Below are 9,687 nucleotides of genomic sequence, written 5' to 3'. Positions count from 1 at the left end.
CTGACCAGAGGCATCATCTGGCGGTCGATGTCGTCGCCGAACATCCATGCACCGAAGCCTTCGCTCATGTCGCAGTTGATGTCGATCCGAGACTTGGCCATGTGCGCTCCTTCGCTCTGCCACGACCGTAGGGGATCTGAGCGCGGGTCCACCAGAGCGGGCACTGTCGACCCGGAGTGCTGCACTGTCGACCCGGAATGCTGCACTGTCGATCAGGAGTGCTGCACTGTCGACCCGGAGTGCTGCACTGTCGACCCGGAGTGCTGCACTGTCGATCAGGTGACCAGGAAGCCGGCGAATGCCATCGAGAGCAGCATGATCGGCAACGCGACCAGCAGCACGGCGAAGAGGTACATCAGGGCCGAGGCGACCGGCACGGGCAGCCCCCAGATCCGGGTCGGCTCGAGCAGCGAGATGCGCACCTTGGCCACCGAGGCAGCACCGCTCATGGCGATGCTCCCGGCGGGGCTGGGGCCGCCCGCCATACCGACGATGGCACGGGCGGTGGGCACGATGCCGACCTCGCGGACGGCGGCCCGGTCGGCCAGCACCTCGATGAGCAGGTGCACCTCCCGCAGGGCGGCGTCGGACCGGGCGAACGGCGGCACCGCCTCGTGGACGACGGAGAAGAACTCGAGGATCAGGTCGTGCCGGGCCGCCAGGTGGGCCCGCTCGTGGGCGAGGACCGCCTCGAGCTCGTCAGGCGGCAGCCGGTCGATGGTGCCCTGGCTGAGCACGACCCGGCGACTCAGCCCGGGCAGGCAGTAGGCGGTCGGGGTCGGGTGCTCGATGACGCGCAGGTGGGGGTCGTCGTGAGCGGCGAGGACGTCGATCAGCTCGCGGTGGCGCCGGCGAAGCACGCGCAGGTTGTGCCCGACCCGGTGTGCGGCCACGAGCAGCCGGGCCAGCACCAGTCCGCTGATCGCGCCGGCGAGCGCGACGAGCCCGAGGTAGTCGGTGATGCGGGACTGCTGCCGGACGATGAACGGCACCGCGACCGGTGCGGTGAAGAGCGCGGCGAGCAGCGCCGCCACCGTCATCGACTGCCAGACGGCCAGCGCGGCCCGCGGTGCCCGCCGGAAGCTGGTGAACCCTGCCATGAGCCGCGGCACGGGCCACGCGAGGGCCACGGCCAGCAGCGCCAGCGGCAGGATGTACACCGCGTATCAGGTCGCTCTGCGTCGTTGGCCGCGCCCACCGGCGGCGGAGCCGGATGCCTGACGGGCCTCGAGCTCGGCCAGCGCGGCCTTCAGCTCGTCGATCTCCTCCGGGGTCGACTCGTCGAGGAAGTGGAGCAGGACGCTGCGGCGATCCCCTCCCGCAGCGAGCTCGCCGAGGGCGTGGTGCATCGTCTCCGAGGTCAGCTCGTCACGGGTCGAGGCAGCGTGGTACCGCCAGGCCCGGCCGTCACGCTCCCGGGTGACCAGGCCCTTCTTCGCCATCCGATCGAGCACCGTCATCAAGGTGGTGTAGGCGAGGTCGCGCTGCACCCCGACGACGTCGTGCACCTCGCGCACGGTCAGGCCCTCCGGATGGGACGGGCCCTCGGTCCAGAGGTGTTCGAGGACGGCGCGCTCGAGGTCGCCGAGGCGGTTGCGTGGTGTGGCAGGCATGGTGCTCCCATTTTACTAGGACGGACGGCTTTACTGGCACGGACGCCGCATGGTGACCACCTCGTCGAAGAGCTCCAGGCCCTCGGGTCGGTGCGTGGCCATGACGATGGTGGGGTGACGGCCGGAGAGCGACCCGTCTACGGTCGGCAGGTCGGTCGGCAGGTCGGTCAGCAGGTCGGTCAGCAGGTCGGTCAGCACGGCGCTCGCCGTCGGCGGGTCGAGGTGGGCGACCGGCTCGTCGAGCAGGATGACGGGTCGGCGGCTCACGATCGCCCGGGCGATCGCGAGCCGCGCCAGCTCGCCGCCGGACAGGCCCCGTCCACCCAGCCCGATCCGGGTGTCCAGCCCGTCCGGCAGGACGGCGAGCAGGGGCCCCAGCCCGGCCCGGTCGAGCGCGTCGGTGAGGTCGTCGTCCGTCGCGTCCGCCCGCGCGAGCGTCAGGTTGGCCCGCAGCGTGCTTGCGAACACGTGCGGTCCGTCGTCGACGACCGCGATGCGCTCCCGCACGGCCAGGGTCGGCAGCCGGGCGATCTCGACGCCGTCCCATGTCACCGAGCCGCCGGTCGGCTCGAGGTGGCGGGCGATGACGGCCAAGAGGGTGGACTTGCCGGAGCCGTTGGCCCCGAGCAGCGCCACTCGGGAACCGGCAGGCACGTCGAGGTCGATCGGCCCGACGTCGGTCCGCGCTCCGGTCCACGAGGCGGTGAGGCCCCGGGCGGTGAGGTGCGGTACCGCTGCCGTCAGCGGCAGGGCGGTGTCCCCGCCTGCGCCGACGGCGGGGCCAAGACCCAGCAGGTCCTCGATCCGCCGCTGGCTGCCGCCGGCCCGGGCGAGCGCGCGCATGGCGTCCGTGAGCGGCACGACGACCTCCCCTAGCGCGACCGGTGTCAGCAGCAGCAGCGCCTTGACCGGCGCATCGAGCGGCAGCGGCCAGACGACGACGGCGGTGAGGATCACGGCGGCGCCCACGAGGAGCAGGAACGCGGCGGACGCGGTCGCCCGGCCGACGCTCTGCCGCCGGGTCGCGGCCAGCAGGGTGGTCTGGGCAGCGTCGAGCCAGCCGAGGGCGGTTGGCCAGCCGCCGACCGCGCGCAGCTGGATCGCCTGGCTCGTCATGAGCTCGCTCACTCGCGTCACCTCCGCTCGGGCTGCGAGCAGCTCGGTCAACGACCGGGACTCGAGCCGGTAGCTGATGACGCACACCAGCGAGATCGCCGTCGCCAGGCCGCCGAGGACCACGCCGACGCCGGTCGCGAGCCAGCTCGTCAGGACGATCGCGAGCGCCGCGGCGACAAACGACGAGATGACCGGCACGGTGACGCGCACCTGGGCGTCCACGACGTCGTCGAGGTCGTCGACGACACCGGTCAGCACGTCCGCCCGCCGTCGCCGGCCCAGGCGTGCCGGGGTCAGCGGGATGAGGGAGGCGTATGCCGCCCACCTGCGTCGCGCGAGGAGCGCCAGGGCCGTGTCGTGGCTGACCAGCCGCTCCCAGTAGCGGAACACCGGGCGGGCGATGCCGAAGGCCCGGACCGCGACGATGGCCGTCATGAGGGTGAGCAGGACCGGCTGCTGGGCCGCCCGGACGATGAGCCAGCCGCTCGTGGCGGTCAGGGCCATCCCGGAGGCGGCGGCGATGCCGCCCAGCAGACCGCCCTTGACCGTGCCCCAGGTCGGTCTGGCCACCCGCAACCCGGCGCGACTGCTCGGGGGCTGGGCGGTGGCCTGCGCCGGGCCGGATGTCGTGGGAGCGGCGGCGGCCCGGGGTGGGCCGGCAGACGTGGACGACGAGGTGGCGGGCCGGGTCGGACGCGAGGTGGTCGTCATGGGTGCACCTGCCCGGCGGCGAGGGGTGCGGTGGGAGCGGGGGTGGCCGAGGCTGGGACGGGAGTCGTCACGACCGTCGAGGGGCCGGCGGTCGTCAGGTGCCGGACCGAGTCGGCCAGCGCCACCAGCTCGGGTCGGTGGGTGACAGCGATGACGACCCGGCGCTGGGCGAGCTCGAGGATCAGGTCGTGGGCGAGCCGGGCTGCATCCGCGTCGAGGTGCGCGGTCGGCTCGTCGAGCAGGATCAGCTGCTCGCTCGAGAGCCAGGCCCGGGCCAGGGCGATGCGCCGGCGCTGTCCGGCCGACAGCCCGAAGCCGTCGTCGCCGAGGGCTGCGTCGAGCCCGCCCGGCAGGCCCGCGACGACGCCGTCGAGCCCGACCCGGCGCAGCGCGGCCCACAGCCCCTCGTCGCTGCCAACCGCACCCCCACCCCCGACCCGGGTCGATGTATTAGCGCGGCCCGCAGGCCGCGCTAATACATCGACCCGGGATAGCGGCGGGGCGGGGAGCGGCGGGGCGGGGGCCAGCGGGTGGGACAGGGTCAGGGCCTGGCGCACCGAACCGGCCGGGATGAACGGTCGCTGGGTCATCAGGTGGGCCGCCGGGGCGACGATGGTTCCACGGGTCGGGGTGCGCAGGCCGGCCAGCAGCTCGAGCAGGGTCGACTTGCCCACACCGGAGGGTCCGGTCAGGACCGTCAGGCCGGGTCGCAGCCGCAGCGAGAGGTCCCGCAGCACCGGGGCGAGCTCGGCGGCATACCGGTACTCGACGTGGCGCAGCTCGGCGAACGGACCCTGCGGGGTCGAAGCGGCCGGCAAACTGTGGCGTTCGGCTGCGAGCGGTCCGTCCGAGGTCGACCCGACCGGCGCACGCCCCGGCCCACTCGCGAACGGCCCGTTCGGGGCAGGTGTCAGCTGACCCAGGATCTCCTCGAGCGCCACTGCGCCGTCGGCGGCGGCGTGGAACTCGGCCCCGACACGACGGATCGGCCAGTACGCCTCGGGGGCGAGCAGGATCGCGACGAGCCCGGTGGCCAGCGGCATGGTCCCGAAGGAAAGACGCAGTCCCACCACGACGGCGACGATCGCGACCGAGATGCTGGCGAGCAGCTCGAGGGCCGCCGAGCTGAGGAAGGCGATCCGCAGGGTGGCCATCGTCGCGCGGCGGTGTCGCTCGCTGACCTCGGCGACGACCCCGACCTGCTTCTCGGCCCGGCCGTAGCCGACCAGGGTCGGCAGCCCGCGGACGACGTCCAGGAAGTGTCCCGACAGCTGCGCCAGGGCGGCCCACCGGCGTGCCGTCGAGCTGGCCGTGGCCTTGCCGATCAGCGCAGCGAACAGCGGCAGCAGCGGCAGGGTCGCCGCGACGATGACCGCGCTCGGCCAGTCCACGACGACGAGGGTCACGATCGCGAGGGCCGGCACGAACGCAGCGGTCAGGAGGGTGGGCAGGTAGCGGGCGGCATACGGCTCGACGGCACCGGCTCCGGACGTCGCGAGCGTCACCGCGGTGTCGGGGTCAGGCCGCTGTTCGGCAGGTCGGCGTCCCCACTCGCGAAGCAGGGCCGAGCGCAGCCGGGTCGAGACCGCCGAGCCGGCCCAGGCGGCCACGAGGTCCGACGTGGCCCCGAGCGCGGCGCGGGCCGCGAAGGTCCCGGCCAGCCAGAGGGCCGGGGTGGTGAGCGGCATACCGGCGACGACCGCGACGAGCAGGGCGGTCAGGGCGAAGGCCGTCGCGACGCTGAGGGCGCCGCCCAGCACCCCGACCGCGGTCAGGACGGCGATCGGGGGGCGGACCGAGGGGACGGCCCGGAGCAGGCGCAGGTCGAACGGCTTCAACGGTCTGGGGTCCTCCGGTCAGTGCGCGTGCTCGAGCACGACGTCGGCGGGGATGTGCTGCGTCGTCAGGCGCTTGCGGAAGACCCAGTAGGTCCAGCCCTGGTAGAGCAGGACGATCGGGGTGAAGACGAGCGCGACGACCGTCATGATCGTGAGCGTGTAGTGCGAGGACGAGGCGTTCGCGGTGGTCAGGCTGAACGCCGGGTCCGTCGTCGACGGCATGACGTTGGGGAACAGGATCAGGAAGTAGGTCGCGACCGCCAGCGCGATCGTGGCAGCGGTCCCGATGAACGCCATCCCCTCGCGGTCCTTGAGGTTGAACCAGAGGCCGACGACGAGCGCGGCCGCGGCGAGCACGGTGGTGATCCACGAGGCGGCGTCCCCGCCGTGCAGTCCGAGGAGGAACAGCAGTACCACGGCCAGGCCCGCGGTGGGCAGGCCGACGCGAGCTGCGACGCGACGGGCGTCGGCGCGGATCGGACCGTCCGTCTTCAGGGCCACGAAGATCGCGCCGTGCGTGACGAACAACGCCACGAAGGTCAGTCCGCCGAGCAGGCTCGTCGGGCCCAGCAGGGTCAGCAGGTTGCCGGTGAACTCCTTGTCGGCGTCGATCGGGACGCCGAGCACGACGCTGGTCAGCGCGACACCCCAGAGGAACGCTGGCACGAGCGAGCCCCAGAAGACCGCCACGTCCCAACGCCGTTTCCAGGACTCGTGGGGTCGCTTGTGCCGGTAGTCGAAGCCGAGGTTGCGGACGATCAGCGCGACCAGGATGAGCAGCAGGGCGAGGTAGAAGCCGCTGAACATCGTCGCGTACCAGTGCGGAAAGGCGGCGAACGTGGCGCCACCGGCGGTCAGCACCCACACCTCGTTGCCGTCCCACACCGGACCGATCGTGTTGAGCATGACGCGGCGCCGCTTCTCGACCTCGGCGTCCGCGGGGGTGGGTGGCGCCTCGATCGCCGAGCGCTTGCGCCCGCCGAGGAAGGGCAGCAGGATCCCGACGCCGAAGTCGAAGCCCTCCAGGACGAAGTAGCCGGTCCAGAGGACTCCGATGATGACGAACCAGACGGTGCTGAGCTCCATGACGCTCCCTTCGGGTCAGTAGGCGAAGACGAGGGGGGCGTCCTCGTCGCTGTCGGTGGGCTCCTCGGGCTCGTACGGCTCGGCCCCGCGGCGCACGTAGGTAAGGAAGAGCTTGACCTCGACTACGGCGAGGGCGCCGTAGAGGAGGGTGTAGACGGCGAGCGAGGTGATCACGTAGCCCATCGAGACCCCGGGCGAGACGCCGTTGCCGGTCGTCATCAGGCCGAAGACGAGCCAGGGCTGGCGGCCGACCTCGGTGAAGATCCACCCGAAGGAGTTGCCGAACACCGGCAGCAGCGGCGCGGCGATGGCCGCCCAGTGCAGCCACCGGTGCGTCGGGACCCGGCCCTTGCGGGTCAGCCAGAGCACGGCGGCGCCGATGCCGGCGGCGGCGAAGCCGGCGCCCATCATGAGCCGGAACGACCAGTACGTCGTCGGGACGTTCGGCACGAAGTGCGTGGCCGGGTCCTGGACGCGGGGGTTGCCCGAGGCCCCGAACGTGGCCAGGTACTCCTCGCGCAGGTCGTTGATGCCCTGCACCGCCCCGTCGAAGGAACCGGTCGCCAGGAAGCTCAGCAGACCGGGGACCTCGATCAGTGCCCGGGTGTGCTGGCCGTCGAGCGAGCCGACCGTCAGGACGGAGAAGGGAGCGCCCTCGCCCTCCGGGACCGAGTCGTAGAGCGCCTCCGCTGCGGCCATCTTCATCGGCTGGACCTCGGTCATGATCTTGCCCTGGATGTCGCCGGTGACCGCGACGCCGAGGCCCGCGACGAGGGTCAGGACGGCGCCGATGCGGGCCGCCTTGCGGTAGAGCGGCACGTCGGGGGCGGGTGTCCCTGCCTCGGCCTTCAGCGCCTCACGCCGCATCAGGTGCAGACCCACGCCCATCACGACGCCGCCACCGACCATGTACGCGGCGAGGATGACGTGCGGGAAGGTGATCAGCTGCACCTTGTTGGTCAGCACGGCCAGGAAGTCGGTCAGCTCGGCCCGACCGGTCGCAGGGTTGTACTGGTAGCCGACCGGGTGCTGCATGAAGGAGTTGGCCGCCAGGATGAAGTAGGCCGACAGCAGCGTGCCGACGTGCACGACCCACATCATCGCCGCGTGCAGCCGCTCGGGCAGGCGGCCCCAGCCGAAGATCCACAGGCCCAGGAAGGTCGACTCCAGGAAGAAGGCGAGCAGCGCCTCGATGGCGAGCGGGGCGCCGAAGATGTCACCGACGAACCGGCTGTAGTCCGACCAGTTCATCCCGAACTGGAACTCCTGCACGATCCCGGTGACCAGCCCGAGCGCGAAGTTGATCGTGAAGAGCTTGCCGTAGAACTTCGCCAGGCGCAGCCACTCGGGGTTGCGGGTGCGCACCCACCGGGTGTGGAACCAGGCGACGACGAGGGACAGACCGATCGTGATCGGCACGAAGAGGTAGTGGTAGACGGTCGTGATGGCGAACTGCCATCTCGCCAGGTCGGTGGCGTCCATCGGGTCTCCCGCTCGGCTTGCTGACTACAGGACGTAGTAGATACTACGGTACGTAGTATGCGGGTCTCGAACGGGGTCCCAAGGGTTCGGTATGTCGCTCACCCCCCGTCCCGGTCGGGCGTGCCCTCTGCGTCGTCGACGGTGCGGTGCGCGCGTCCTCGGGTGCGGGCTCAATACAGTGGTGTCGGCCAAACACGGTGATGTCGGGTCAACACGGTGATGCCACAGTGTCGAAGAGGGAGATCTCATGACTGGTCGCAGCGCACCCCCTGGAGCAACGTCCGGCAGGCAGCCGCGGTGAGCGGTGCCTCGCGCATCGACGTCGGTGTCGACCTCGAGGCGGCCGAGCCGCCGTTCGAGCAGGTACGCGACCAGATCACCCGGCTCATCGCCGCGGGCCGGCTCCTGCCGGGTGACCGCCTGCCGACGGTGCGAGGGCTCGCGGCGGAACTCGGGCTCGCGGTCAACACCGTGGCGCGGTCGTACAAGGAGCTGGAGGCGGTCGGGCTCGTGGAGACCGGCGGACGGGCCGGCACGGTCGTGGCCACCAACGAGCGCACCGCACATGTCGCCGCTGCCACCCTGGCGAGCAGGTTCGCCGTCGCGGCCCGCAGCGCCGGCCTGGCCGACGACGAGGCCGTCGATCTGGTCCGGGTCGCGCTGCGCGAGGCACCGTCCACCTGAGGACCGCTGCTCCGGTCGCGGCCGGGCCGGCGGGACAGCTCGTCGGCCCGGCCGCTGTCGCTCGCTGGATTGCCTTCCTCATGTCGGCAGGTCCCCTGATGGCACGATGGGCGCCGTGATGTACGAGCGCGTCCTGCGGCAGACCCTGTTCCGGCTCGGGGGAGGTGACCCCGAGGTCGGTCACGAGAAGGCGCTCGACGCCCTGACCGTGCTGTCAGGGCTGCCCCCCGCGATCGCCCTGCTGCGCCGGCAGTTCGGCATCGACTCTCCGCGAACCGTCTTCGGCGTGCGCTTCCCGAGCCCGGTAGGCCTCGCGGCCGGGGTGGACAAGAACGGCGTGGCGCTGCGTGCTTGGCCCGCAATGGGGTTCGGCTTCGTCGAGGTCGGCACGGTGACCCGGTACGCCCAACCGGGCAACCCGAGGCCCCGGCTGTTCCGGCTCCCCACCAGCCGAGCGATCGTCAACCGGATGGGCTTCAACAACGACGGGGCCGACGTCCTCGCCGCGCGTCTGCGCGCCCTCGGTCCGGTCGGCGTGCCCCTCGGCGTCAGCATCGGCAAGTCCAGGGCCACACCGGTCGAGGAGGCGGTCGACGACTACCTCCACTCGGTGCGGGTCCTCGGGCCGCACGCCGACTACTTCGCGGTCAACGTCAGCTCGCCCAACACGCCGGGTCTGCGCAGCCTCCAGGACCGAGGCGCCCTCGACCGGATCCTCGGTGCGCTCCGGGGCGAGGCCGGCCCCACCCCGCTGCTGGTCAAGATCGCGCCCGACCTGACCGACCGGGCGATCGGCGAGGTGCTGGAGGTGTGTGCCGAGCGCGCGGTCGACGGCCTCATCGCGACCAATACGACGACCGCCCGCGACGGGGTCGCCCTGCGCGACGCGGTCGCCGCCCGGGAGGCAGGCGGTCTGTCCGGGCAGCCCCTGGCCGAGCGGGCCCGCCGAGTCGTCGGCTTCGTCCACCGCGAGGCGCCGGACCTGCCGATCGTCGGGGTGGGCGGCATCACTACCGTCGAGGACGCCCTGCGCATGTTCGACGCGGGTGCCTCGCTGGTGCAGCTCTACACGGGGTTCGTCTACGGCGGCCCGCCGCTCGTGCGCGCGATCAACCGTGCGGTCGTCGGCCACTGATCCTCGCCGGTCGGTCGGTCGG

At 72.1% G+C, this 9,687-nt stretch carries 8 protein-coding genes; 2 read left to right on the top strand and 6 right to left on the bottom strand.

Features of this window, described 5'->3' with window-relative positions; translation table 11 throughout:
* Window positions 1-275: 275 nt before the first annotated feature.
* From WMI84_RS14605 to WMI84_RS14580, 6 genes are read right to left on the bottom strand one after another with little or no spacing between them, the layout of a single operon-like run.
* A complete protein-coding gene (locus tag WMI84_RS14605; protein ID WP_347354402.1) occupies window positions 276-1,160 on the bottom strand; it encodes a M56 family metallopeptidase in 885 nt (294 codons plus the stop codon).
* A 6-nt stretch (window positions 1,161-1,166) separates the two neighbouring features.
* A complete protein-coding gene (locus WMI84_RS14600; RefSeq protein ID WP_347354401.1) occupies window positions 1,167-1,613 on the bottom strand; it encodes a BlaI/MecI/CopY family transcriptional regulator in 447 nt (148 codons plus the stop codon).
* 30 nt (window positions 1,614-1,643) lie between these two features.
* Window positions 1,644-3,440, bottom strand: coding sequence for a thiol reductant ABC exporter subunit CydC (cydC, locus tag WMI84_RS14595; protein WP_347354399.1), 1,797 nt, complete (start codon window positions 3,438-3,440; stop codon window positions 1,644-1,646).
* A complete protein-coding gene (locus WMI84_RS14590; RefSeq protein WP_347354397.1) occupies window positions 3,437-5,278 on the bottom strand; it encodes an ABC transporter transmembrane domain-containing protein in 1,842 nt (613 codons plus the stop codon). The genes cydC and WMI84_RS14590 overlap by 4 nt, the downstream gene beginning before the upstream one ends.
* A gap of 18 nt (window positions 5,279-5,296) precedes the next feature.
* Window positions 5,297-6,364 (bottom strand): cytochrome d ubiquinol oxidase subunit II, encoded by a 1,068-nt coding sequence (gene cydB, locus WMI84_RS14585; RefSeq protein ID WP_347354395.1) that lies wholly within the window; start codon window positions 6,362-6,364, stop codon window positions 5,297-5,299.
* Between the two features lie 15 nt (window positions 6,365-6,379).
* Entirely contained in the window at window positions 6,380-7,846 is a 1,467-nt protein-coding gene (locus tag WMI84_RS14580; RefSeq protein ID WP_347354393.1) for a cytochrome ubiquinol oxidase subunit I, read from the bottom strand.
* Between the two features lie 297 nt (window positions 7,847-8,143).
* Between WMI84_RS14580 and WMI84_RS14575 the strand changes: the two genes are divergently transcribed.
* Window positions 8,144-8,530 carry a GntR family transcriptional regulator gene (locus WMI84_RS14575; protein ID WP_347354391.1) on the top strand — a complete coding sequence of 129 codons (387 nt, stop codon included), beginning with the start codon at window positions 8,144-8,146 and terminating at the stop codon, window positions 8,528-8,530.
* Window positions 8,531-8,648: 118 nt separating this feature from the next.
* The gene (locus WMI84_RS14570) at window positions 8,649-9,665 is read left to right on the top strand and encodes a quinone-dependent dihydroorotate dehydrogenase (protein WP_347354404.1); all 1,017 of its coding nucleotides are present in this window, start codon (window positions 8,649-8,651) and stop codon (window positions 9,663-9,665) included.
* The last annotated feature ends 22 nt before the right edge of the window (window positions 9,666-9,687 follow it).

Origin of the sequence: Intrasporangium sp., from assembly GCF_039812505.1 — a bacterium.
Classification (GTDB): Bacteria; Actinomycetota; Actinomycetes; order Actinomycetales; family Dermatophilaceae; genus Intrasporangium_A.
The sequence above is the reverse complement of the archived record's forward strand: the minus strand, read 5'-3'. Positions and strand labels throughout refer to the sequence as shown.